This is a genomic window from Acinetobacter lwoffii (genome assembly GCF_049367455.1).
GTDB classification, from domain to species: domain Bacteria; phylum Pseudomonadota; class Gammaproteobacteria; order Pseudomonadales; family Moraxellaceae; genus Acinetobacter; species Acinetobacter lwoffii_W.
Genome location: NZ_JBMPXW010000001.1, coordinates 674581 through 699009 on the forward strand (window position 1 = coordinate 674581; position 24429 = coordinate 699009).

At 39.1% G+C, this 24429-nt stretch carries 18 protein-coding genes and 4 pseudogenes; 8 read left to right on the forward strand and 14 right to left on the reverse strand.

Translation table 11 applies throughout. The features are described from left to right. Positions 1 to 179 precede the first annotated feature (179 nt). The 3 genes from ACO1B7_RS03320 to ACO1B7_RS03330 are packed head-to-tail and all read right to left on the reverse strand — an operon-like array spanning position 180 to position 3063. Positions 180 to 1703, reverse strand: coding sequence for a M81 family metallopeptidase (locus ACO1B7_RS03320; protein WP_004279328.1), 1524 nt, complete (start codon positions 1701 to 1703; stop codon positions 180 to 182). Positions 1704 to 1734: 31 nt separating this feature from the next. Continuing rightward, positions 1735 to 2076: an MFS transporter gene (locus ACO1B7_RS03325; RefSeq protein ID WP_228128531.1), complete on the reverse strand. Its 342-nt coding sequence runs from the start codon at positions 2074 to 2076 to the stop codon at positions 1735 to 1737. Between the two features lie 21 nt (positions 2077 to 2097). Further along, the gene (locus ACO1B7_RS03330) at positions 2098 to 3063 is read right to left on the reverse strand and encodes an MFS transporter (RefSeq protein ID WP_278357423.1); all 966 of its coding nucleotides are present in this window, start codon (positions 3061 to 3063) and stop codon (positions 2098 to 2100) included. Positions 3064 to 3181: 118 nt separating this feature from the next. Here ACO1B7_RS03330 and ACO1B7_RS03335 point away from each other — a divergent pair, with 118 nt between their 5' ends. Continuing rightward, positions 3182 to 4120 (forward strand): LysR family transcriptional regulator, encoded by a 939-nt coding sequence (locus ACO1B7_RS03335; protein WP_004279326.1) that lies wholly within the window; start codon positions 3182 to 3184, stop codon positions 4118 to 4120. 331 nt (positions 4121 to 4451) lie between these two features. Here ACO1B7_RS03335 and ACO1B7_RS03340 read toward each other — a convergent pair whose 3' ends face one another. Then, positions 4452 to 5444: a Fic family protein gene (locus tag ACO1B7_RS03340; RefSeq protein ID WP_195725040.1), complete on the reverse strand. Its 993-nt coding sequence runs from the start codon at positions 5442 to 5444 to the stop codon at positions 4452 to 4454. 199 nt (positions 5445 to 5643) lie between these two features. Between ACO1B7_RS03340 and ACO1B7_RS03345 the strand changes: the two are divergent. The 5 genes and pseudogenes from ACO1B7_RS03345 (at position 5644) to ACO1B7_RS03365 (ending at position 10787) form a co-directional block, all read left to right on the forward strand. Further along, a pseudogene (locus ACO1B7_RS03345) lies at positions 5644 to 6321 on the forward strand (cupin domain-containing protein). Positions 6322 to 6483: 162 nt separating this feature from the next. Further along, entirely contained in the window at positions 6484 to 7215 is a 732-nt protein-coding gene (locus ACO1B7_RS03350) for a Fic family protein (protein ID WP_180096838.1), read from the forward strand. Between the two features lie 111 nt (positions 7216 to 7326). Next, positions 7327 to 7773: pseudogene (locus ACO1B7_RS03355) on the forward strand (IS66 family transposase); the annotation flags it as partial. Positions 7774 to 8040: 267 nt separating this feature from the next. Beyond that, positions 8041 to 9623 (forward strand): annotated as a pseudogene (locus tag ACO1B7_RS03360) (sensor domain-containing diguanylate cyclase). A gap of 33 nt (positions 9624 to 9656) precedes the next feature. After that, on the forward strand, positions 9657 to 10787 hold the full coding sequence (locus ACO1B7_RS03365; protein WP_195725041.1) for a DUF389 domain-containing protein: 1131 nt from the start codon (positions 9657 to 9659) through the stop codon (positions 10785 to 10787). Between the two features lie 602 nt (positions 10788 to 11389). Here ACO1B7_RS03365 and ACO1B7_RS03370 read toward each other — a convergent pair. The 8 genes and pseudogenes from ACO1B7_RS03370 to ACO1B7_RS03405 form a co-directional block, all read right to left on the reverse strand. Then, a pseudogene (locus ACO1B7_RS03370) lies at positions 11390 to 11860 on the reverse strand (integrase core domain-containing protein); the annotation flags it as partial. Next, positions 11839 to 13107, reverse strand: a complete 1269-nt coding sequence (locus ACO1B7_RS03375; protein WP_195725043.1) for a hypothetical protein — start codon at positions 13105 to 13107, stop codon at positions 11839 to 11841. The gene ACO1B7_RS03375 and the pseudogene ACO1B7_RS03370, both read right to left, overlap by 22 nt. Positions 13108 to 13744: 637 nt before the next feature. Further along, the gene (locus tag ACO1B7_RS03380; RefSeq protein ID WP_423089812.1) at positions 13745 to 15052 is read right to left on the reverse strand and encodes a type I restriction enzyme subunit R domain-containing protein; all 1308 of its coding nucleotides are present in this window, start codon (positions 15050 to 15052) and stop codon (positions 13745 to 13747) included. A gap of 56 nt (positions 15053 to 15108) precedes the next feature. After that, on the reverse strand, positions 15109 to 16692 hold the full coding sequence (locus tag ACO1B7_RS03385; protein WP_005080957.1) for an IS66-like element ISAba25 family transposase: 1584 nt from the start codon (positions 16690 to 16692) through the stop codon (positions 15109 to 15111). Between the two features lie 74 nt (positions 16693 to 16766). Next, positions 16767 to 17102 (reverse strand): IS66 family insertion sequence element accessory protein TnpB, encoded by a 336-nt coding sequence (gene tnpB / locus ACO1B7_RS03390; protein ID WP_000618091.1) that lies wholly within the window; start codon positions 17100 to 17102, stop codon positions 16767 to 16769. Beyond that, entirely contained in the window at positions 17099 to 17482 is a 384-nt protein-coding gene (locus ACO1B7_RS03395; RefSeq protein WP_001055585.1) for a transposase, read from the reverse strand. Before ACO1B7_RS03395 ends, tnpB begins: the two co-directional genes overlap by 4 nt. A gap of 21 nt (positions 17483 to 17503) precedes the next feature. Beyond that, positions 17504 to 19528, reverse strand: a complete 2025-nt coding sequence (locus tag ACO1B7_RS03400) for a type I restriction endonuclease subunit R (protein ID WP_423089813.1) — start codon at positions 19526 to 19528, stop codon at positions 17504 to 17506. 93 nt (positions 19529 to 19621) lie between these two features. Next, a complete protein-coding gene (locus tag ACO1B7_RS03405; RefSeq protein WP_423089814.1) occupies positions 19622 to 20365 on the reverse strand; it encodes a restriction endonuclease subunit S in 744 nt (247 codons plus the stop codon). A gap of 71 nt (positions 20366 to 20436) precedes the next feature. Here ACO1B7_RS03405 and ACO1B7_RS03410 point away from each other — a divergent pair, with 71 nt between their 5' ends. Further along, positions 20437 to 20892, forward strand: a complete 456-nt coding sequence (locus ACO1B7_RS03410) for a helix-turn-helix domain-containing protein (RefSeq protein WP_004730277.1) — start codon at positions 20437 to 20439, stop codon at positions 20890 to 20892. Between the two features lie 16 nt (positions 20893 to 20908). Continuing rightward, positions 20909 to 21448: an IS630 family transposase gene (locus ACO1B7_RS03415; protein WP_228761479.1), complete on the forward strand. Its 540-nt coding sequence runs from the start codon at positions 20909 to 20911 to the stop codon at positions 21446 to 21448. On the opposite strand, the gene ACO1B7_RS03420 is transcribed toward ACO1B7_RS03415, so the two are convergent. Continuing rightward, positions 21410 to 21874, reverse strand: a complete 465-nt coding sequence (locus ACO1B7_RS03420) for a restriction endonuclease subunit S (RefSeq protein WP_423089815.1) — start codon at positions 21872 to 21874, stop codon at positions 21410 to 21412. The two genes, ACO1B7_RS03415 and ACO1B7_RS03420, sit on opposite strands and share 39 nt — an antisense overlap. Further along, complete coding sequence (locus ACO1B7_RS03425; RefSeq protein WP_423089816.1) at positions 21871 to 24195, reverse strand: type I restriction-modification system subunit M; 2325 nt, start codon at positions 24193 to 24195, stop codon at positions 21871 to 21873. The genes ACO1B7_RS03420 and ACO1B7_RS03425 overlap by 4 nt, the downstream gene beginning before the upstream one ends. Between the last annotated feature and the right edge of the window lie 234 nt (positions 24196 to 24429).

A 24429-nucleotide genomic window follows, 5' to 3' on the forward strand; every position in this document is an offset into this window, starting at 1 on the left:
TTAAGTCGGTGTCAGTGAATTTAATCAATAACAGATCCAGACACGGGATCAGGTAACAGAAAATTGTATTAAATTTCTCTTGAGTTCAAGGAATGGGAGCTTTCATTAAAAAACAGGCTAGATCATGATAGAGCTCGCCTGTTCAATCGCTTGGGTGTTAATTGGATATTAGTTAAATGTTAGACCGTACGACGCAATGGCTGATCACGTTGCGCCAGACTTTTGCCCATCGGCACGAGTCGTCTATCAGGATCAATCTTTTGCCAAGGCAGATCATTCGGGTCTGCTTTCATGGCACCAGGCGCTTTCGCGACCAAAATGGCAGCAGCCATGTCCTGAAAATCTGCACGAAAATGTACCGAGCTTTTCACTACGACAATCGTTTTATCTTCAGGCACAATACCAAAAATTCTAAACATATTACGATCGAGCAACTGAGCTTTATAGGAACTGACTGCAATTTCAATACCGTCTATTTCCAGTAATACACTCGGGCCGATATCCGCCTCGACGCCATGCATCATGGGTCCGCCATAGCTGAATTTTCCATCGCTATAGGCTTTGATTTTAAATTTAGCGCTAAATGGAGCATCCCCCGCAATACCCGATGTTCCGCCCAGTTGCGCATAAAAATGCTGACCAAGCCCAAGCTGATATGCTTGTTGCACCACCGTAGGATCTACGATGAGGCCAATCAATCCATTTTTAACTTGATGTCGATGTAGCGCCGATAACATCCCGGTTGTATTCGAATCGCCACTAGCTCCCGGATTATCCTGAGTATCGGCAATCACCACGGGTTTGGCCGAATAATGCTGTTGATAAAGTTGAATTGCCTGCTGCACGGCATGATCTGGTGATAAAAAATCCATATTCCAATGCGCTTCTTGTTGCAGCACATGGTCGATATAGCGTTGCATGGCCTGATCTAACTGCTCAGCGTTTTCACTATAGCCCCAGATACAACCGCCACATTCCTCAAAATCTGCCGCCGGAAAACCCGGCGTAAAATTCATCTGGACAGGATTATTTTGTTCTAGCTGTTCGAGTAAATTCATACAAGACTGGGTAGGTTCCAGCTCGGTACATTGTGCATTCAACGCAATCAAAAACGGTAGCTTGTACATTTTCTTATACAGTTTTTTGCCCTCGAATATTTGATTCAGCAGTTGGGCACAGCGTTGTCCAGTTTGGGCCATATCTACATGCGGATAAGTCCGATAGCAAATCAATGCATCACTATGAGCAAACATCGCTTGCGTGACATTGGCATGGAAATCCAGACTGGCAATTACCGGAATGTCCGACCCGACTGCTTCACGAACCCGTCTTAAAAATTCCCCTTCACCATCATCCACCTGTTCACTAACCATGGCACCATGCAGATCCAGATACACCGCATCTGCCGGATGCTGCTGGATGCTTGCAATAATTTCATCACAGATCCGTTGGTAAGTGTCCTGCTCTACATGCGCTGAAGGTGAAGTGCCAGCCCAGATTACCGGCAAAAGTTGATAACCGAATTGTTCTGCTTGTTGAATAAAACCGCCAATCGGAATGTTCTGTTCCCGAAATTTCAGGACATCTGCGCCGCGGCTAAGCGGAGGAAATCCCCCGCCCTGGACAAAATCCACATATCTTGCTTTGGTCGGGGCAAAGGTATTGGTTTCATGTTGAAAGCCCGCAATGATGATTTTCTTCATATCTTGAATCCTTCCTATGCTGCATGATTGATTATTTATCGACGATTAAGGCAGCGCGTGTTACTTGCTGGGAAACAACTTGCTTTTTCAGTCTGAAGGCATAGATCAGGAAAGTGCCTCCGAGCATCATGATCACAGCAATCGTGAACCAGCCTGCCAGCATGGAACCGGTCATTGACTGCGCCATGCCCATAATATTTAGACTGACAAAACCACCGAGTAATCCGATACTGTTAATCAGGGCAATTCCGCCTGCTGCCGCACTACCGCTTAAGTATTTCGATGGAATCGACCAGAAAATGGTATAGGCACTAAACATAAAGGCCGTTGCGGTACAGATCGCAATAAAGGACAGCAGGAAATTCGCACTCATCACCGACAACATCAAGCTGACTCAGGCCAATACCGTCGGCACTACACAATGCCATTTCCGTTCCTGCCATTTGTCCGAGCTGCGGGCAAAAATGATCATGAAAATTGCACCGCATAAATATGGAATCGCCAGCAGCCAACCAATCATCTGCAAATTTTGGATACCGCCCGACTTCAGTAAAGATGGTAGCCAGAAGCCAATCGCATAGATCCCACAGATAATGGTGAAGTAGGCCAAGGCCATGAAATAAATCCAAGGATCCTTTAATACCGCTTTAAAATTACTATGACCAGTGGCAGACTGATGTTGGGAAATTTCTTTCACCAATAAGGCTTTGTCCTCTTGGGACAGCCATTTTGCTTGTGAGGGATGATCAGTTAAATAAAAGTACGCTACGCAGCCCAACAGCACGGTCGGCACAGCTTCTAATAAAAATAACCATTGCCAGCCAGAAAGATTATAAATCTGATGGAAAGTACTCATAATTTGTGTCGATAACGGTGCGCCTAACATGCCAGCAAGCGGCCCGGCCAGCATGACAATCGCCATGACACGTGCCATGCGTGCACCGGAATACCAATAGGTCAGATAGAAAATCATGCCCGGGGCAAAACCGGCTTCGAATACGCCTAGTAAAAAGCGCAAGACATAGAACATCTGCGGGGTGGTGACAAATAGCATCGACATGGAGGTCAGGCCCCACAAAATCATGATGCGGGTAATGGTTTTTCTGGCGCCGACTTTTTCAAAATACAGGTTGGTTGGCACTTCAAACAGGACATAACCTAAAAAGAATATGCCGGCTGCCATGCCATAAATTGCATCGTTAAAGCCCAGCTCCTGCTGCATTTGCAACTTGGCAAATCCGATATTGATCCGGTCCAGATAAGCAAAGAAATAACACAGCAATAAAAATGGCAGCAGGCGCCAGCTTACTTTCTTGTAAATCTGGTCTAACCGTTGTTGACGGGAGGTGATTAAATCCATCTAAAACTCCTTTTTATCTAGATCTTCTTATTGTTCAAAACCCATGTAAGCATGCTCCTGACTTGATAACAATGTAATTTTTTAGGCATACTGATGCTTTAAAAGCATCAGAGTTTTTATGGACAGAAACTTGCAATTCCTTGCGCCACTGAACGGAATCAATGAAAAGCGTTTACGCTATTTCTATACGGTGATGATGTTTGGCTCGATGCGTAAAGCAGCAGACATCCTGAATATCGAACAGTCTGCCATGAGCCGACAGATTCAACTCTTTGAATCTGAACTAAAAATAAACTTATTTAAACGTAAGGGACGGCATATTATTCCGACTGAAGCTGCCTATCTGGTACTTGAGTATTTCAAGGAAAATAAAAATCGTGAAAATGAATTATTTGACAGTTTATTTCAGCTGCAATCTTCTCAACTCGGCAAAGTGAACATTGTTTCTAGTGAAAGTTATATGCAACACATGATTTATGATGTACTTCGACATGTGCATCATAAATATCCAAATCTTGAAATCCAGTTAGAATTAATGAGTGCCCAACATGTGGTACGACATATCGTGGACAGCCTGGCGCATATTGGACTGGCGTATAATCCCCCATTTCATACAGACATCAGCACTATTGCCCATAAAATAGAACCTTTTATTGTGGCTGTTCCTGCCGGTCATCCTCTTGCCAAGCTCAAGCATCGCATTTGTCTTTCCGAAATTTCAGCCTATAAATTTGCCTTAATGCCCGTAGGGCATGGTTTTCGTCAGCTACTCGACAGTGAAATGGTACGCTTACAAGTGAACCTGAATATTGGCCTGACCACCAATTCTATTTATGCCTTAAAAAATTATGTGGTGGCTGGACATGGGATTTCCGCCATGCGCTATGCAGATATCGCAGATGCAGTTAAAGAAGGTCAGGCCGTTGCCTTAACTATTGATTCCGAACTGTGCAACACGGCTCAAACCCAATTGATGGTACGTAAAAATACCCATTTGTCAGAGTCGAAGCATTTATTGATTGAGCGTATTCGCTCTAGTTTTGATTTGATTTTTTAAATCGCTTATAAAATTTAGGCAATAAAAAAGCCACTTAAATAAGCGGCTGATTTATAACAAGAATTTTGGTGGAGGTGGCGTCAATTGAACTCAAAACCTAACTCATTCATTTTAAAGCTCTTTTATTGAATAAAAAAATTCATTGACCCAATTTTGACCCATATTAGATTTAGTGCATTGAATCACTTTAAAATCTTGTTCAAATCCGAATTCAGGATTTGAAGTGGCGTACGGCATTATAGCAGAAAATTACACCTAAAAATAAATGCAATGTTATAACATTTCAATTAGCTCATTATGATATTAATAATCACATCAACCTCAGTATAGTTCAATTTTTTAATTTGTACTTTTGCTTAGGACTCTTAGGCTTATCAGGAAGGGTACGTTCAATCACACCTGCTTCTAATGCTGGAGTTAAATAATTTTTTTGGAATGTGGCTCGATGGGACAAGTCTAATAGAGCCATAAGCTCAGTTAAGCTATATGCTTTCTGCTCCATATTCTGGATGAGACGTTTAACTTGATCGCTAACTTGTACGCTAGCTTGAGCGGTATATTGATCGCTGGCATCAGAACTAAGTATTGCATCTAGAATCATCTGCAAAATAAACTCAATAAAAGGTGCAGAATCTGAGCGATCTGTGCTCGCTTGCAATGCATCGTAATAAGCTTTTTGGTTTTGATAAATCAAGCTTTCTACAGGGATATTGAGAAAAATTGGATTCCACTGGCTTAAGATTAAAGTTTGCCATAAACGCCCCATCCGCCCATTGCCATCAGCAAATGGGTGTATAAACTCAAATTCATAATGAAATACTGAACTCTGAATTAATGGATGCTCATTACCCTCAGCCAACCAATGCAATAATTCTCCCATTAAACGGTGAACTTGATTCGCAGGCGGAGCCATATGCACGACCCGATCCCCTGACATCACACCCACACCACTATGGCGATACTGTCCAACCTCATCAATCAGTCCTGTCATCAATATTTGATGTGCTTTAAGCAAATGCGATTCTTGATCAGGATTCCAATCTTGAATTTCTTCATATGCCTTTAGGGCATTACGTACCTCTTGCACTTCTTTAGGTGGAGCGATAACGGTCTTGCCATTCAGGATTGCGGTGATTTGCTCTGTACTCAAGGTATTCCCTTCAATTGCTAAAGACCCTTGAATCGTTCGAATACGATTGGCTTTTCGCAATTTAAGGCTATCTTGGATTTGGGTTAATGCAGTCAAACGCCCTATTGATTCACTAATTTGTGCAATCAAGTGAATAATTTTAGAGGTGATCGTATAAGGCGGTTGATATTTCATGCCATTCCTCATTGATGTAAAAACAAAGCACAGTTGATTAAACTCTAAAATATTAATATTTCATAGCTTAGTGAGTAATATCTGCTATTAACATGCTTATCTTTTCTGAAACAGTGAGCTAACTAATCGCTATTTCTTTTAAAATAAACCTATGCATTCTCGTTAAAATACTTAGGTTTCTTCATTACAGGACAGCATTATGTTTATTCATGCCGACTTCTCACAACCCGTCATCATCAAACCAGAAGATTACCATTGGGTGAAATCTCCAGGAGGTGAAGTCGATAGAATGATGCTTGATCGTATTGGCGATGAGAAAGCACGTGCAACTAGCCTTGTGAAATACGCACCAGAATCTGCCTTTCCTGAACATCAACATCCTTTGGGTGAAGAAGTCCTCATATTGTCAGGCATTTTTACCGAGAATGCTGAAGATGATTATCCAGTAGGCTGGTATTTACGTAACCTCCATCATTCAACTCATCGGGTTTCCAGTAAAGCAGGTTGTTTAATCTTTGTGAAACTGATGCAAATGACTGAACATGAGAGAGAACCAACCCGGATTAACACCAATGACTTAGCGAATTAGAAGCTTACCCAACGTCGGATGATATGCCCGCTATTTCAATCTGAACATGAGCAGACCTATTTAGAAAAGCTAGAACCTGATCAAATTTTCGTAGAGAAATCAGAACAAGGGATTGAATTGTTCATTATTAAAGGTCAATTATTTTGCGGCACTGAAATATATCCAGCAGGTTCGTGGGTCCGTCTTCCCCTCAATAGTGCTGCTAAATTTCAGGCAGGTCCATCAGGCGCAACGCTTTATGTCAAAACTGGTCATCTACAACATGCCATAGATGCGTGGGTGAAATGAACAATAATGTGTTTCCGAAATGAAGCTGTCTCGTGTCTAGAATACTTGGAGCAGTCCACTTACCACTTTTAAAACTCATACAAAATGTAATGATATATCACTACATTTCTGATCTTTATTTTTTCATGTATGATCAACTAAGACAAATTCAGGGATAAGGTAATGTTTGAAACTATCGATGATTTAAAGAAAAAATTAGATCAACATCGCCCCCTCTCTCATTCAATTGTAAAAAATTTACAAGAAGACCTTATTCTTCGCTGGACTTATCATTCAAATGCAATTGAAGGTAATACACTTACTCTACTAGAAACAAAAGTAGTACTGGAGGGTATTACTGTTGGTGGAAAGGCATTAAGAGAACACTTCGAAGCGATCAACCATAGAAATGCAATTTACTATGTTGAAGATATTATTCGAAAAGAAGAACCTTTTTCTGAATGGCAAATTCGTAATATCCATCAACTCATTTTAAAGAATATTGATGATGATAATGCTGGACGTTATCGTCAACAAAACGTCCTGATATCAGGTGCTACCACTACCCCACCTGACTATACTTTGTTAAATGATAAGATGGCTCAATTGGTAGATTGGTATAATAGTGAAGCACATAAGCTTCATCCTATTGAACGTGCTGCTAAAGTACATGCGGATTTTGTAGGTATCCATCCCTTCATTGATGGTAATGGGCGTACATCACGCCTATTGATGAATCTAGAATTACTTAAAGCTGGTTATCCACCTTGTGTTATTACAGTAGAAAATCGTTTGGCTTACTATGAGGCTCTTGATCAGTGGATGGCTTACGGAAAAACCGAAGCCTTTATCAAGTTAGTCTCCGATGCAGTGCTAGAAGGATTTAAACCATATCAGGTGGTATTAGGTATTTAGCAAAGCTTGTACGGTAGCTCGGACAAAAATGAGACTGTAAATTAAATTGTGTAATTGCCTGAATTTGCTATGTTCATATTCACAACGGAGTCAGGCAACATGATGAACGAACAAAAACTAAAAGACCTTGCTGCAGAATTTGCTAAAGGAATCAAAACAGAAGAAGATCTCAATCAATTCACCCAATTGTTGACTAAACTCACTCAACATCATCCGACGGTTCCATCGAGTTCAACCACTGCCAAGGCCATCAATTACAGTCTGAAGCGTTGGCCAGCCTTAAGCCGCTATCTGGATGATGGCAATCTACCCATTGACAATAACTGGGCAGAGAACTCAATGCGCCCCTGGGCATTGGGCCGTAAGAACTGGTTGTTTGCAGGTTCGCTGCGCAGTGGACAGCGAGCGGCAAATATCATGACTTTAATCCAGTCAGCAAAGCTGAATGGGTTGGATCCGTATGCCTATCTCAGTGATGTGCTGAAAAGGCTGCCGACGCATAAAGCGACCCAAATAGAAGAATTACTACCACATCGCTGGAAATCCAACTCAAATTAAAAAATAGGCATGGGGTTCAGCGGACGCTTACGTTTAATCTTAGGTTTTTTCTTAGGAAGCGCGTGGCAAAAATTTAGTTACACCGATACGTGTTTGGATTTAGGTGGTGGGCAAAATCCAGGGAATTATCCAATTTGTGTGATTGATGCAAAGTAGGGGAAAATAGTATTAAACTCTTCATACAGCTCAAAAAACATGCTTAATTCGACAGTATTGTATGATAAAGTTAAAAATATTCACGCTCTTTGAAGTTAGAGGTCTGCGCTGTTGAAGGACTTGCTTTTATCTTTAAAATTAAATCTTCGTAAACTCATTTTGATCTCGACAATTTTGAGCGTGTCGGGTTTATTTGTTGTTAGTGTATTTATTTTAAATTATGTCATTAAACAGCAACTTATTCAAAACTCTCTTTCTGTAAATGAAAAATATGCTGAAAAAATTGCTCTTAGTGCAGATCAGCATTTTAGCGATATGCTTAAAGAATTAGAATATAGTGCAGCGCAGTTAGAAAAAGATTTAAATAACCCCGTTTTAAAATATAACGAAGTCTCTCGTTTAAAAAACCAGTCTGATAATTTCAATAGTATTTTATTGGTTAGCGCTAAACAACAAATGTTAGCCTATTCACCAAGTAGTTTGGGGTTAAGTTTTCAACAGACTTATGGTACTGAAGGGATTATTGAATCTTTACAAAAAAAGAAAACTTATATTTCCTCTCCATATTGGTCGGTGAATAACAACCTTGTAATTATGATGTCAAAGCCGATACATGGGAAAAATAATCAATATTTAGGACTGATTAGTGGTATTATTCATTTACATAAAAAAAATGTACTCAATGAAATGCTGTCTAATCAGTATGATTATAAAAATAGCTATATGTATGTTGTTGATCAACACGATCGAATTATTTTCCATCCAGATGAAAAACGTATTGGTGATAAAATTGTCAATAATACTGGTTTGGGCTATATAAGAAAAAATAAAAGTGGTTCTATAAGATTGGTGAATAGTCGAGGTGTTGATAACTTAGCAGGTTTTGCACATATCCCAAGTGTGAACTGGACAGTAATATCTCAACAGCCTACAGATGAATTGTTTGCTAAAGCAAATACTTTAATTTTAAAAGTATCTTTGGGTATTTTTATTTTCTACTTATTTATTTTTATCTTGATTTGGTGGATTTCTAATTTTATTGCTTCACCACTGAATCGTTTGGCTAGAATGGCAAGTATGCTGAATCAGCCAGATATTCAAGATAAAATTAAAGAGGTCGATCCTTGGTATTTTGAGGTTTTAAAGTTTAGAACGTCAATGTTGCTCAGTTCTGAAACGTTTAGTCACCGAATTTCAGAATTAAAGCAACATGTAAATACAGACCCACTGACAGGTTTGTATAATCGTCGTGGTATGCAATTTTTTTAAATGAATTAATTGATACGCGGACTGAATTTGCAGCCTTAGCCATAGATATTGATTTCTTTAAAAGGGTCAATGATCAATATGGGCATGCTAAAGGTGATTTAGTGTTGCAGACACTTGCACGATTTATGCAAGATAATTTCAGAGAGCATGATATTTGTTGCCGCAGTGGTGGTGAAGAGTTTGTTGTATTAATGATCACAGGCGAGCCAAGTGTGGCGTATAAAGCCGCAGAGCGTCTGCGCAAAACCATGCAGGAAAGCACTATTCATGACATGGGGCAAATCACGATCTCTATAGGCATTTCTTTCTGGCCTAAAGACGCACTAGATGTCTCTGAAGTTTTGGAGATAGCTGACAATAAGTTGTATGAAGCAAAACACAGTGGGCGTAACTGCACACGTTCTACGGCTGAGCTGGAATCTTAAGGTTATACCTGCTTAGCCTAACCGAGGCAGAAGATGGATAAAGATCAAGAAGCAACCATTGTGGTAGATGATGGCCCTGAACAAGTAAAATACGAGTTGCTCAAGGAAAAACTCAAATATAAACAAGCGGCCAGAGAAAACTCCAAGAAAATTGATCATAAACAGGTGCGTCTGAATATTCAGGCCGATGCGCTGCCAAGTAAAACCTTTTTTATTATGAATGCTTTGGCTGCTGTTATTGCAGGTTATGGCTTATTGTCAAATTCTGCTGCAGTAGTGATTGGTGCAATGTTAGTAGCAATGATGCTTGGGCCAATATCCGGGATTGCGCTAGCTTTTATTGATAACCGTTGGTTGTTGTTTAAAACAGCATTCAAAACCTTGGTGCTTGGCGTGGTTATGATTGTTGTGATTGGTGTGGTGTTGGGTTTAATCAATATTAATCTTCCTATTACCCATGAAATTTTATCTCGCACTCAACCTACCATTATGGATTTGATGATTGCGCTCGCTGGCGGTGCAGCGGGTGCTTTTGCCGCAGTTTCTCCACGTCTGTCGGTGGCTGTGGTTGGGGTTGCGGTCGCAACAGCTTTGGTTCCACCTTTGGTGGCGAGTGGTATTTTATTGGCCCATTTGGAATGGAAACATGCGGCCAATGCGGCATTATTGGCTATGACCAATATTGTTGCCATACAAATTAGTTCTTCACTTGTATTGTGGATGGCTGGTTTTAGACGTGGTTCAGATGAAGAAGTACAGAGTAATGTATTGGAATTCATAAAAAGAAATGCAATGAGTTTGATTTTTTTATTGGGTTTAGGAGTTTATTTAACATTTAATTTTCTTTTTATGCTCAATAAGCAAATTTATGAAAACCATATAGAAACGACCATTGCTGAACAATTGAATCAGCATAACAATTTAATTGATACGGTACAGTTTGACCGTCGTAGTGACATGACTTTGGTTCGGGTAGTTTTACGTGGTGATCTTGCTCCTCAAACACAGCAAATTTCAGATTTGAATCAGAAATTAAAACAAGACCCAAGAGGCAAACCAAGTATGGTACAGGTGCGTTTTATTCCAGTACAAATTATTCATGCGAAGGAAAGTCCTGAATTTGATATGAAAAAAGTGGAAGCTGAGCAGTTAGTGCAACCGTGAGTTGTTTTGCGGTAGGGTGATCCAAAACTTAAAATATTCTGATATTGAAAAAGGTGAGATTTTTTTCTAAAACAATGATTTTTAGATATTAAAAAGTTATAGATCCTAGTTTTTTTCAATATCCCACGATGGAACAAGAATTATTTTTAATAAATTAACCCCACTGCAATTAAGCCAGTTTTAAGATGAATCTCAACTAATAATCAGTTACATGTATCAGATGTATCAGATGTATCAGATGTATCAGATGTATCAGATGTATCAGATGGTTCTGCCATACATCAAAATTCAGTACAACACCCTTTATGGGGTATCGGTTTTGTCACTTTTTCAAATGAATCTTTCTTACGGATAAGATTCCCTGAAATTGATGAAACTAAAGAGATTCCCAAAAACTCAAAAGCTATAAAATATATTTAAAATGAAATAAGCCACTCAGATAGAGTGGCTTATTTTTATGAAATTGATATCGCTTTCCAACTGTAGGTATCTTTATCTCTTTGCTTACTGAAGATAGCCTGTACATTGATTAGTGTTTTATAGAGGTGGTCCCACTTGTTTGAACAACTAAAAGCTTATTTATAAGTGATATTCTGCTCTAGTTAAGCTACCTTATTTTGTTGTGGTAGCTGGTCATAGTAAAACTCATCTGGAGTCATTTTGTCCAGACTCGAATGAGGTCGTTTCAAATTATAAAATTCAAAATAGGCATTTAATTGCTTTTTCGCATCAAAAACATTGCTGTAGGCTTTGAGATAAACCTCCTCGTATTTAACGCTCCGCCATAATCGTTCAATCATCACATTATCAACCCAACGACCTTTACCATCCATCAATACAGCGCATCAGCTTCAGATCTGATGCACTCACAGGTTTTGGGCGATAGTAATAACAACCACGGGAGACTTTCAGTAGCTTAGCTTGCTTAGATACTGAAATCTGAAGTGAGTCGTCGATTAACTTTTGTGGTTGAAGCGGCCCAGTTTCTTCAACACACCTTCTAAAAAATCAATTTCTAATGCCTGCTCACCGATTTTTGCATGTAGTTTTTTTAGATCAATGGGCGGTTCGCTGGTCGAGAAAGCCACTTCCCTCTCCCAATAGGAATACCACCTTCGATTCTTAAATCAGTATTTTTATGATTCGACTCAGAAACACCCTTTCCAGCAGTAATACGTAATGCTGAATTAAATGACATTCGTTCTGAACAATACCATCTATGACCTAGCTTTAATGGCTTTTTGAATTCTCTTACGATTTTTTCAGAAGAACTTAAAATAATAGTGCTTTGATTTTTTTGAGGCCTTCTATCATCTTGTGTCCATAAACCTCCATAACTTTCACACAAAATAAGACAGCCTGAATCTAAAAGCTTTTTAATTTGAGGAGGTGTTCCATACTCTTTCAGTAATTGGCTAAAAGTCCCATGCCAAAAAGAGTTTTCTAAATCTGATCGTCTGTTACCTTTTGATATAAATACTTCATCTAGTTCATCACCATCCCACCCGCTAAAACTCACTGAAATAGACCACAACAATGTGAAGTGTCTAGGTGATTCTCTAGAAATTTCAACGAGAATAGTTTCAATTAAGTGCCAAAAATGATGTGTTTCTAAAGATTGATTATTACGATAACATCGTAATAAATCAGCTAAGTCTTCGCTCATGCGCTCAGGAAGACAATAAGACCAACTCTTTAAATAATTCAATAAAATATTTTGATTATCCAATGCCTTATCGGGTAATTCTTTGAGAATTTTTTTTAGATCAGCTCGATCCTTTCTAGAAGGATATGCTAATTTTGCTGCATACCCAATTAAAGTCCAGCTACCTGGTTCAGGAAGAACTATTTCTCGATATAAATCATCTTTTTTATTAATCCAAATAGCTAAAGCTTTCCATAGGTTATTTACACCATCGACTTTTTGCTCTGCTCCTTTACCATCATCTAGCAATGTACCTAAGCGTTCCCTATATTGTTTACTATCACCTGCGTTGGTCGTAGTAGCAGCAACCACACAAGAAAGAACAAGGTAATGAAAATTGTTATATGCATAAAGACCACTATATACATGATTTTTTTGCCCCAATACTATTTGTACAGAATTTCTGGTAAATAATGACATGAAGGCTTGAAGCACTGTCTCATCTGAAAAATTCTCAACACCAACTGCCGCAGCAAGACCAGCGGGAGTGACATCCAATGAAGTCAGTTTTGTAGTCCCATATGGCCCATCTGTTCTAAGGTAGTAATTCTGAAGACTTTCCAACCAATCATTAATTTTTAAATTATGGAGTATTGACTCCTCAGTTTTCTGCACAAATCTACCTATTTATAAAGACCATTTAGTAAAATGAATTTTTTAATTTAATGATCTTAAAGGAAATAAAAAATATTTAAAACTCTACTTTTATACCAAAAAACCGATTCGCCCTACCATCCAATTGCTTCTTGATTTTTCCCAATCTGGTATGACCTGAGCCATTAACTGATAAAAGCGTTCACTGTTGTTATTATCAGCTAAGGGTATTTTACATATATACCTATTACAGAGATGGTGGCAATTGAACTCCACAAAATAAATATTCTAATTCAGTACTTTAAGCGCTTATGAATAATTAGCTGTTACCCTAAATAACCCAATCTCAAAATTTCTTCCTATATTTCAAGTAACCTAAGATAAAGAGAACTAAAGGTCCAATAATCAAAAATTTTCTCAAAATTTTGTGATTCATTTTTTCATAGTAAGTAATTATCACCTGATCTAGAAAGGGTGCTAAAGCGGTTTCTGGTCTCGTTTCAAAGTAATGACTTAACTTTAAATTTAGAAATATTAAAATTCCAAGGCTAAAGATAAAAAACAATAGTGGAATGAGCCACACTCTCCAGTAAGTCGTAATTACCCATTTAAAGGTTTCAAACTCTTGCTGTAACCAAAGCATGACTCTCCTCCTAGATCAAGAATACATCTGCCTATTCAGGATTAGGTCACTATGTGTTAGTACATAATCGAATATGTCATCTGCCTTCGCTTTACGATCTTCAAAGTTAAACGTTTCCCATGACAAGGCATCAGTTAAAATGATTTCAGAATTTAGGACTCTCATCAATTCAGCTTTATTACTTTCTTGATTGATCCAGTTCACCCCCTGAGATAAAGCAATTTGAATTTTACTCAACAACTCTTGAGCAATCTTTTTAACTGCTTTTTCTTCTTTCTCGGATAAGTTTGGTTTTTTCAATTTATCAAATAATGTGAGCTCAAGATCATTGTCAAGCTCTTCTCTGACATAGCGAGTTTCTTCTTCAGACAAGTCCTCATACACTTTCATCAGATCTTCAAAAACCTTTTGAATCGTCACATCAGAAATGTCTTCATTAATTTGCGTAATGATTTTTTGGTAATCTTCATGGAACTTCGCACGATCACCGTTTACAGCAGTGAGACGAGCTAATGCTTTTTCAATACGCTCCTGAAGCTCCATCAACACCGTTCTCTTATGTTTAATTTTCTCAAATTCAACTTTTAAACGGTGAAAATCAATGGCTGACAAGTCGTATTCTGCATCCTTCCCTTTTTTATCTATCGCTTCTAAATGATGATTTACATAATTCTGAATCTGTCTCAACTCCAAGGTGATATCAGAACCTTCTACACGCTTTGATAATCTACGGTAAATAGCCTTTAATGTATTCAAATCTGATTGATACATTGACAGCTCATCACACGGTAAAAGATTTTCTTTACGTAAATCTAAGTCATTAAACATCGTAATAAACGTTGCTTTTACTTGCTTAGTAACAGACAAAGCTTCTTTACACTGCAGTAGCAATTCCAAGCGATCTTCATCTTTCGCCGACTTCAATGCTTGATAAGGGGCTTTCTTAGACTCAACATATTTGATTAAATTTTTCAGATATACGCCAAATTCTGTTAATAATGTTGGCTTATCGTGTAATGGATCAGCTTCGACTTTTTCTGACTTACCAGCAGAATTTTTACCCGTTGAGAATACAGCCAATGCACGTCTTAAACTCTGTAGCATCCCATTGTAATCAATAATTGTCCCTTGTTTTTTACCTGGTGCTACTCGGTTAGCACGAGCAATCGCTTGCATCAAAGTATGGTTTTGCATGGGCTTATCAATGTATAAAGTCGATAATGACTTCACATCAAACCCTGTTAGCCACATTGCACAAACAATCACAAAACGTAATGGGTTATTACTATCCTTGAACTCTTCATCTAACTTACGTTCTTGCATTAGTTTACGATGTTTCAAGATATCCGTAAGCGTCCGCTGAATCCCATACCTATTTTTTAATTCGATTTAGGTTTCCAGCAGTGCGGCAGCAATTCTTCAATTTGGGTCACTTTGTGTGTCGGTAACCTTTTCAGCACATCACTTAAATAGGCATACGGATCCAAGCCATTCAGCTTTGCTGACTGGATTAAAGTCATGATGTTTGCCGCTCGCTGACCACTGCGCAGCGAACCTGCAAACAGCCAGTTCTTGCGTCCCAACGCCCAGGGACGCATCTGATTCTCTACCCAATTGTTGCATATCGGTAGATTGCCATCATCCAGATAGCGGCTTAAGGCTGGCCAACGCTTCAGAGTGTAATTGATAGCCTTGGCGGTGGGAGAACTCGATGGCACTGTCAGATGATGTTGGTTGAGCCATTCATATAGTTGTTGCATCACTGGTTGACTATGCTGTTGTCGGTATTCGCGGCGGTCTTCCGCTGTACCATCGGTCTTTTTCCTGAGTTCTGCTTCTATCGCATACAGTTTCTGAATCAGCACTAAGGCCTGTTCAGCAACCTGACTTTTCCCAGTTACATGCAGTTCATGGAATTTACGACGTGCATGGGCCATGCACCCCACCTCAATCACCTGGCCTGATTTAAAACGTGCTTTATAACCACTGTAATCATCACAGACTAGATAGCCCTGCCAGCCTTTCAAGAACTCTTCAGCATGCTGGCCTGAACGACTATCCTGAAAGTCATAGATCACCGCCTGAACTGGATTATACTGTGTGGTGGCATAGGCCCAGACATAACCTTTCTTCGGTTTTTTATTATTCTCACCCATCCGCATGATGGTGACCGGTGTTTCATCTGCATGCAGCACCCGCTGTTGCAGCACCACCTCTTTTAAGGCATTGGCCAGAGGTTCCAGTTCTACACCGCAGCGACCTATCCAGTCAGATAAAGTGGATCTGGACAGATCAATGCCAGCCCGCTGATAGATCAGGCGCTGACGGTACAGCGGCAAATGATCGGCATACTTCGATACCAGCACATGGCTGAGCAATTCAGGTGAAGCAATGCCTTTATCAATCACATAGGCGGGCATCGCTTGCTGAGTTAGAGTGTCACACTGATCACAGACCCATTTACCACGCACATGCTGTTCCTTATAGAACTGTGCCGGTCTGAAATGCAGTTTTTCACTGACATCTTCGCCGATACGACGGAGTTGGCAGCCACAAGCACATTGGGTTGATGCAGGTTCATGCTCAATACGGATGGTGTGTAGATGATCTGGCAGTGGTCGACGTTTAGGTTTATTGGTTTTGGCTTTCTGTGTCGCTGCATTGGTTTTATCTGCATTTAGCCGTTCCAGTTCTAGATCAACCGCGGCAATATCTTCTTCAACCGCTTCATCCCACAGATGGATTTGTTTTGCCGTTAAGTGTTCATTCTTTTGGGCGAATTTGTGCTTTTTAAACAGCGCCAGTTCATGCTCGTATTTTTGATTGAGAATAGAAAGATGTTGAACTTTGGCATCCAATTGTTGGTTTGATTGTGCTAGAGACTGATGCTGCAGCGCCAACTGCCTGGTGAATTCCAGCAGTTGTTCATGGGTCAGTTGGCTTAAGTCAGGCAGCGTATTCATGACCGCAGTATGCCTGAGGTCATGAGAAGAATGAAATAGAACGTTTGGAGAATAGCAGAATGGTCGAGCCTGGTTTAAAGCATCGTCACCACCTGCTGTCGTCCAATGCGCTGCCAGGGCAAACCTTGGATCAGTGCCTGTAACTGTTCCGGGCTGAGGGCCACGGTTTCACCTTGGTGAACTTGAGCCCAGTGAAATTTGCCCTGTTCCAGCCGCCGGGCACACAGCCAGATGCCCAATCCATCATGTACCAGCACTTTCATGCGATGGCCACGTTTATTACAGAACAGGTAAGCACAATGCGGTTTGATGTAGCCAAAGGCTCTCACCACCTGAGCCATGGTCGTATCCATACCTGCACGCATGTCCATGGGCTGAGTAGACAACCAGATTTCATCAATGCGGATCATGTTGCAAGTGCCTTGAGTAATTCTGCCAAGGCAGGTATTTCTGATGTCTGCCATTTTAGCTGAATATCATTATTCGTATGAGGCACGGTGATACACAACGTGATCCTCTCATCAATAGGTTGGCTGATTGCAGCAGTGTAAGGCAAAGCAATAAATGCTGGATTCACATGAGTAGGATCCTGCACGGCACCCTCATGATGGCTGAAGATCCTGATCCAACGACTGACAAGGTTGGCATTAATACTATGTTGCAGTGCGACCGAAGCGATCGAGGTATTAGGATTTTTGCAGGCATTGACAATACTGAGTTTGAATTCTTTGCTGTATTTTCGGCGTTTTTTAGCAACAGGAGGTGTTGCTGAATATATATCCATGTTCATGGATTAAGTCCCCACTTGTTTTTAGGTGGGAACTAAATTAAGGCTTATAGGATCGCTTGGTAAGGCTGTGTTAGCCGGATGCTTACAGATATCCAAAGGCTTACCACTATGGTCATTAAACTTAGCGACTTCTTCAATTTCGCTTTGTTCACTACTGACCACAACCGCAAACTTGGTCTCTTTCATCCATGCTAAATGTTTAAATTTTTCATCTAAGATATCTGGATCATGACAATGGATGATCTCTTCTTCTACAAGCTCTTTCTCTTGCAACTCGATTGCCAACTGCCATTTTTCAGTAATCAGCTCATACATTTTCAAGCAGGTATTACGATCTAAACAAACCATCATTCCTTTGTTACATGGTGATTTATCCGTCCCTAGCAACCAACGCTCTTTATAATGATCCACCACATCTTGCGCTACGATTTTTAAACGCTTCGGTGACGTTAAAATATTGTAGTCATCACTTGCCTTACGAACTAGTCTTTCGATATCTGCTTCGCTTTTGCCCTTTTTCTTCGCATCATCAATCACTTTCTGAATACGTTGATTTAACTCATCAGGATTGGCAATACTCAGCTGAGCAGCATGATTTTCGTAAATTAGCGGTACAGTGGCACCATCTAAAATGGCACGTTTAAAGTCATAAATGGAAACGTAATCACCAAACCATTCTTTGGTTTTTTGATCTTCTGGAGAGTCCATTAAAGGCGTACCAGTAAACCCTAAATATTTAGCATTTGGCAGTGCTGCTCGCATATTACGTGCTAAATCACCATATTGACTACGATGCGCTTCATCTGAGATCACAATGATATTATCCGCAGTACTATATGGCTCTGTCACAAGCTGATTGAACTTATGTACGGTCGTAAAGATATATTTATCATTCGAGTGTGTAAGCTTTTTACGCAGTTGATCACCACTGACTGCCTGATCATTCACCTTGCTGGATTTACCACAGTCACTATAAAGCTTAGAGATTTGATCATCTAATTCAATACGGTCAGTAATAATTACAAATCGGTAATTCGATGAAATTTTTCTCAACACTTTTTCAGTAAAGAAAAGCATTGAAAAAGACTTACCGGAGCCTTGGGTATGCCAGTAAACCCCTAATCGACCTTCATTACGCTCTTTAATATGCGCTGGATCTTGGCTAATCAATCGTTCAATCACACGATTTACACCTAAGTATTGGTGATTTTTCGCAATGATTTTAATAGCTTTATCACCCTCTCCTTCAAAGGTAATAAAGTTCTCTACCACATCGAGTAATCGTGTTTTGTCCAAAATCCCAAATAACAAACGCTTCAGTTGATTCGTATTGGCTGCTGGTTCTGGATCATCTTCATCATTTCGTTTCCACTGACCATAAAACTCAAGTGGTGATGTAAATGTCCCATATTTCGCTTCTTCGCCATTGGATAAAATGGTGATTGCATTAAAGTCAAAGAGTTGCGGAATTTTATCTTTGTAGTCTGTTAAATTTCCTTTAAAGGCACGATTAACGTCAATATCTACCCCTTTAAATTCAAAGAATACCAACGGCAAACCATTTACAAAGCAAATCAGATCTGGACGTCTACGCTCTGAGGTTAGGGTACTTTTCACCCATAACTCATCTACTGCATGGTAAATGTTGTTTGCGACATTATTAAAGTCAATGATTTTAACCGTGTAGTCTTTTAACTGACCTGTCTTAGGATTTTTTGCCTGTGTTTTATGCCCGACTAGCAAATCTTGTTCATAGCGGTATCTGTTTTCAGCAATTGCATTTGCGTTGTAGCTACGACGATCTTTAAGATGTTTAATCGTGTTTTGAATGGCTTCTTGAGGTACATCAGGATTCAATTTTACTAAGGCTTGCTGTAAATCATTGAGCAAGACCACTTGTTGTTCAGACTCACGTCCAAAAATACTTGTGCCTGATTTCCATTCGTCATCATAAGCATGTGTTGTTCGCCACCCCAATTGTTCTTTCAGAATCTTGATGGCTGGTTTTTGAATCAGATTTTCTTCGGAGAATTTTGCGTGTGCCATAGTAAAAAATTTATAAAAATTAGTAAGTTTCTGTTACCCAATTTAGCATAGGACGTTGAAAAAAACCTGCGCTAACGCAGGTTTTTCTAAGGTTTATTCAATACTTGAAAGTTTGGAAACATCGATTTCACCTGACATAAGTCGAGGTAATAAGGTTTCTTTTAACTCTACTAACTTTTCATTTTTCAATTTTAGCAAATGAATTTGATCAAATATTTGACTTGCTAATTTTGAGAATTCATTAATGATCTCTTTAGTAGGTGTGAGAATCTTAACTTTATGTACATCATTACGGTTAAGCGTTGGTACCGCTGCACCTGCATTGAAGCTTTCTAATTCTAGATTTTTCAACGTAAAATAAGCCATCTCAGGAGTAAATTTTTTAAACTCTTTCACCCAGAGTGTTGTATTTAGTGGCCATGATGGGCCATTAGTTATCATAACTTCCCCTAAAGAACCTGATCGCCCTGTAATTACAGTTTTCTCTAATACTTTATTTTCATTGTGATAACCTACAATTCCAGTAGATGCATAAATAGGGACATCCCCTAATATACGTTTAGAATTAGACAGATCAAATCCACGTTGTAGAACAAATAATTCTATCAGCTCGTTATATTCCCACCCTTCAGGAATACCATCAACAAACTCAACCTGCTCATGGTTTGGGAATTTAAAGTTGATGAACCATTCTTGATAAAGGTTTAAAATTATTTGCTTGGATTTTGTAATCCGATCCAGATTACATAAGTATAGGTCATCAATTGTACCCAAAATAGAAACGACTTTTAATTGACTATCAATTTCTAACTTTGGAACTAAAAAATCACCTATCATTTTTAAATTGATAAGTTGACAAAAATAACTAATGATGCGAAAAGGTTTTTTTAGTTAACAGATGTTCACACATGCCTAGAATTGTTTCTGTACCACTTAGTTTAGAACAGCGAGAACGACTCATTTTTCTGGTCAAGCATGCAAAACATTGGCGTGAAAGGCAACGTGCCCAAACTATTCTCTGGCTTTCCGAAGGTAAAAGTGTTGCGGAAGTTGCCACTCTACAAGAACGTATCCCAGAAACCATAAGGCTACAACGCCGACGTTGGGAATTGTATGAGCTTGAATCGATTAAAGAAGGTCATCGCTCAGGTCGACCCAATACATTGATCTCAGACTATCAGGCGAAAATCCTAGATTGGGTCAATACAAGTCCACTCAATGCAGAACAAATCCGAGTCAAACTACATGAAGAATACGAAGTGTCCGTGTCTGTTGAAACCATTCGTAAGTTTTTACGTGATTCAGGTATGGTCTTCAAGCGTACCCGTCATAGCTTGAAAAAAAAGAGATCCGATTGCATTTGAACAAGCAACACAGCAGATTGAAGAATTACGAGAGCAAGCGGCACGTGGTGAAATTATATTAGGTTATGTTGATGAAACAGGATTTTCATCTACACCTGATAACCGCTATGCGTGGACAAAGATAGGTGATGTTCATGCGGTTGATGCAATAAGATTAAAACGAGTTAATGTCATGGGGTGTTTGCTTTCAACGGGGAAACTGGTGACAAGCTGTTTACAAGAGTCAGTGACAAGTACTTGGTTTTATGCCTATTTAACTGGAATAGCTCAACGAGTAAAACAGACATATAACCTTCCATTGGTTCTTATTGTTGATAATGCCTCGATTCATAGAAGTAAAAAGATGGCTGATTACAGAGAGCTACTTAAAACTAACTTTTCGACGAATCTGTATTTTATTCCAGCTTATAGCCCTGAGTTAAATCGAATCGAGATGGTATGGAAGCAGATGAAATATTATTGGCGAGATTTTCAAGTCATGACAGCTGACAAAATAGAGCAATGGGTGGAGAAAGTATCAAACCAATTCGGAAAAGAATACATGTTTACTTTTTAATGACAACTTATTAGGCTGTGCTGCTTGAGCATTTAAACTTTGGACAAATTTAAAAAAAGTCTTCTGCTTAAAGTAATAATAATAAAATTGAGGACAAATTTTTTCCTTATCAAGCCTAATGATTGCGACAGCCTGGTTCGTATTAGCCTCACTAATATTTTCTCTAACAAAACCAGTTTTCCCAATATTCGCACCAGCAATTGTCATCAAAATATCATTTGGATAAATTTTGGATCTCTTTAAAAAATTATGAGTTTCATCATCTATATAAGAGAAACCCTTAACATCTAAAGATACATCTCCATTTAATGCTTCTGCTTTAATAAATGGGATACCTTCATTTTTAAAACTATAACCATATGTAGTGGGTGTACTGCCTTTAGTAATTAAAATACATAGGTCAGATAATTTCACAAATTCATTCATGCTAAAACCTCACTTAGCATTTTTTGAATTTTTGAACTCAGCTCAATTGATACTTTATCTAAAACAATCAAATCATCTAAAAGTTTTTTGGACTCTTCTTTAAAGTTACCTAAATCCTCTTGAAGCTCAATACCAACATAACGTCCAGCTGTTAAAGAATAATCCTGAGCTTTAATATCTTCCTGTGAAGCCAACTTACATAAGCCAGCCACATCAGCATACACACCTTCTGGGAAACGCTCATTCAACCAAGTCATATCAGCAATACGATCTGCTAAGGTTTTTTCCAAAGTTTGTACTTGATCTTGAACAGTTTCAGGCTCACCTTCCGCTGAGGCATTTAAACCATTAAACAATGCAGCAATATCTTTGTTTGCCCATTGTTTTTTATCTTTCTTGGCATACAAGCTTTCAGCGAGTGCAACTAATGCCAAAGCTTCAGCTTTCGTTGAACTTAATTGATCAAATACAGCTTGAGTTTGACTTAAAGCATTTTGCAGTGCATTAAATACCGTAATGATTGAAGCATGGTCTTGAGCATCTTCAAGTTTTTGGCGTAATTCAGCCACACTTGGTAAAGCCTCAAGCAGGGCAATCTTGGCATTTTCAGCTAACTCTGATGCAAGAAATTGCTGCACTTTTAAAGCAGATGCTTTTAAAGATGCAAGTTGCTCCGCTGTAATTGGCGTTGGTTTATCTTCAGACTCTTGTTCTTTCTTTGAAAGCTTATTTAAAACATCAATTGATGTATTGGTCGCAAATTTGGCCACGTAATCAACAATAGTTTTAGATGAGCTTAAATAGTCTTTATAAACCACTGGCATCTGCTCAATGGTTTCGAGCATGTTAGTGATATAACGACGTAGCAAGTTTTGATACTTGTCATGCTCTTCACGATATAACCAAACAATCGCATTTAAAGCTTCTAATTGTGACTGACTGAAAATATGTGATTTCGCAGATACCACAGTAAATACATTACGTGCATCCAGCATCAATACTTTATCTTTACGGCTTTCAGGTTTTGATTTATCAAAAAACCAAAGCGCACATGGCAAAGAACGGGTATAGAAGAACTTTGGCCCAATCGACACCATAATATCAACATGACCAGTTTCGACTAATTTTTGACGAATTTCTTTGTCACGTCCACCTGCATCTGATGCACTTGATGGCATAACAAAACCAGCACGACCAGTCTCGTTTAAATAGCTATAAAAATATTGAATCCACAAGCTATTTGCATTTGAAACCTGCTCATTTTTAGCATCATTGCCATCATTGCGCTTACCACCAGACTTAGAAGTCACCCCTGGCAAACCAAAGGGCAAGCGTTTCTTTTGCGCAATTGCAGCTTGAGCAATTTCTAGAGCTGTTGGTTCAGGCTTACCTTCTTCCTGCTGTGGCACAACATAAACGTCGTTCTTACATTTACTTGCATCCACCGCATCCACGTTAAACGGAGGGTTTGCCATAACAAAATCACACTGACCAATATAGTCTGGCAATGCACTATAAAAAGAGTTGCCTTCTACAATGTTAGAGGCATCTAAACCATGTACAACCATGTTCATAATGGCGAGCTTTTGGTTATTTTCGGTTTTTTCCTGACCTACAAACTGCATCGGATTATGCGTGTTATTTTGCTCTTGGAAATGTGTTGTTTGAATAAACATCCCAGCCGAACCCACCGCAGGGTCAATCACTAAACCATGATCAGGCTCAATAAAATTAACGATGGTACGTACTAATGATGGCGGTGTGAAAAATTCACCCCCTTCCTGAGCACCAGACTGAGCGAACTTATTTAAGAAATATTCATAAATTTTACCAAACACATCACCTTCTGCATTTAATAACGTATCTCGGTTAAAAATACGCACAACTCGCTCTAACAAATCTTCTTCAAAATGCTGATAGGTCTTCGGTAAAACACCTTTTAAAATTGGGTTTTGAGTTTCGATTGATTCCATAATGGCATCAAGTTCAGCACCCAAGTTATGGCCTTTTGGTAAGTTTGCTAAATAATCAAAGCGTTGCTCTGGATTCAAATACAAAGCACTGCGTGCCTTAAAAGCAATCTCGAGTTGCTTTTCAAATGCCTCTGCTGGCATTTTGTTTTCATCAACAAGTTTTTGATAACTTGCCATTTGATGATCTTGCAACAATTCTTTTTTTAACGAGTAAAAACGTGAAGTTGCATGCGATAAGAAAATGATACCTAAAATTGGTTGTGCATATTCTGTTGCAGTTAATTTCGAGTTTGCACGCAGGTCATCTGCCGCTTCCCATAAGTCTTTTTCAATTAAAGAGATGTTCATATTGCCTCAATTTATTCGTTTGGGTGAGAGCTGATTCATCATGACTCCGCTCTGACACCTGAAATCTGTTTCAAATGTTTAAATCTAAATTCAGTGGTATGAGTAACTTTTATTTAAGTAAGATTACTCATTCAAATGTTGTTTAAGAGCTGATTAAATTCATCCTTCACACTCAAATACTGAAATTGCTTTTCATTCAAAATCGCTAGCTCATGCTCAAGATCTAACTGCTCA

Excerpts from the sequence above, each read along its gene's own strand:
- ACO1B7_RS03320 (WP_004279328.1), bottom strand. The coding sequence starts at position 1,703 with ATGAAGAAAATCATCATTGCGGGCTTTCAACATGAAACCAATACCTTT.
- ACO1B7_RS03325 (WP_228128531.1), bottom strand. The coding sequence starts at position 2,076 with ATGAGTGCGAATTTCCTGCTGTCCTTTATTGCGATCTGTACCGCAACG.
- ACO1B7_RS03330 (WP_278357423.1), bottom strand. The coding sequence starts at position 3,063 with ATGGATTTAATCACCTCCCGTCAACAACGGTTAGACCAGATTTACAAG.
- ACO1B7_RS03335 (WP_004279326.1), top strand. The coding sequence starts at position 3,182 with ATGGACAGAAACTTGCAATTCCTTGCGCCACTGAACGGAATCAATGAA.
- ACO1B7_RS03340 (WP_195725040.1), bottom strand. The coding sequence starts at position 5,444 with ATGAAATATCAACCGCCTTATACGATCACCTCTAAAATTATTCACTTG.
- ACO1B7_RS03350 (WP_180096838.1), top strand. The coding sequence starts at position 6,484 with ATGTTTGAAACTATCGATGATTTAAAGAAAAAATTAGATCAACATCGC.
- ACO1B7_RS03365 (WP_195725041.1), top strand. The coding sequence starts at position 9,657 with ATGGATAAAGATCAAGAAGCAACCATTGTGGTAGATGATGGCCCTGAA.
- ACO1B7_RS03380 (WP_423089812.1), bottom strand. The coding sequence starts at position 15,052 with ATGCAAGAACGTAAGTTAGATGAAGAGTTCAAGGATAGTAATAACCCA.
- ACO1B7_RS03385 (WP_005080957.1), bottom strand. The coding sequence starts at position 16,692 with ATGAATACGCTGCCTGACTTAAGCCAACTGACCCATGAACAACTGCTG.
- tnpB (WP_000618091.1), bottom strand. The coding sequence starts at position 17,102 with ATGATCCGCATTGATGAAATCTGGTTGTCTACTCAGCCCATGGACATG.
- ACO1B7_RS03395 (WP_001055585.1), bottom strand. The coding sequence starts at position 17,482 with ATGAACATGGATATATATTCAGCAACACCTCCTGTTGCTAAAAAACGC.
- ACO1B7_RS03400 (WP_423089813.1), bottom strand. The coding sequence starts at position 19,528 with ATGGCACACGCAAAATTCTCCGAAGAAAATCTGATTCAAAAACCAGCC.
- ACO1B7_RS03405 (WP_423089814.1), bottom strand. The coding sequence starts at position 20,365 with ATGATAGGTGATTTTTTAGTTCCAAAGTTAGAAATTGATAGTCAATTA.
- ACO1B7_RS03410 (WP_004730277.1), top strand. The coding sequence starts at position 20,437 with ATGCCTAGAATTGTTTCTGTACCACTTAGTTTAGAACAGCGAGAACGA.
- ACO1B7_RS03420 (WP_423089815.1), bottom strand. The coding sequence starts at position 21,874 with ATGAATGAATTTGTGAAATTATCTGACCTATGTATTTTAATTACTAAA.
- ACO1B7_RS03425 (WP_423089816.1), bottom strand. The coding sequence starts at position 24,195 with ATGAACATCTCTTTAATTGAAAAAGACTTATGGGAAGCGGCAGATGAC.